At 35.3% G+C, this 388-nt stretch carries 1 protein-coding gene; it reads right to left on the bottom strand.

Translation table 11 applies throughout. The features are described from left to right. On the bottom strand, positions 1–388 hold a 388-nt coding region (locus SB764_RS38585; protein ID WP_410866547.1), incomplete at both ends, for a hypothetical protein.

The following is a 388-nucleotide window of genomic DNA, read 5'->3' as shown; positions in this document are numbered from 1 at the left end:
CCTTTTCACCATTAGATTTATCCAGAAAATCGGAAGTCTTTACAATCCATTGTTCGTAGGCGTTGGAAGTAGTTTCAGGCATAATATTTTGATCATACAGCGCTTTGTAAAGCTGTGCCACCCCTGCACTTCCAAAGAAAAGTCTGTAATCTTCATTGTGTACAGTTTGTTTTAGCTCCGTACGCTTAACAGATTCTTCAATGATAATATTTGCGCTTTCTATCATATTCTCTGTTTTATAGATTTCAGGAAGAGAATATAATGTTGTAGAGAAGTTCAAATCACTATTGGACCATGTTAAAGATGGCTGCCAGTTAAGGAAAAGTTCTTCTTCCTCTCTGTATACTGTTCTAGGTAATACATATCTTGTATTTTCTATAATCGTATG

The organism is Paraburkholderia sp. SIMBA_027 (assembly GCF_046535315.1).
GTDB lineage: Bacteria > Pseudomonadota > Gammaproteobacteria > Burkholderiales > Burkholderiaceae > Paraburkholderia > Paraburkholderia tropica.
This window is presented reverse-complemented; position numbering and strand designations above follow the sequence as displayed.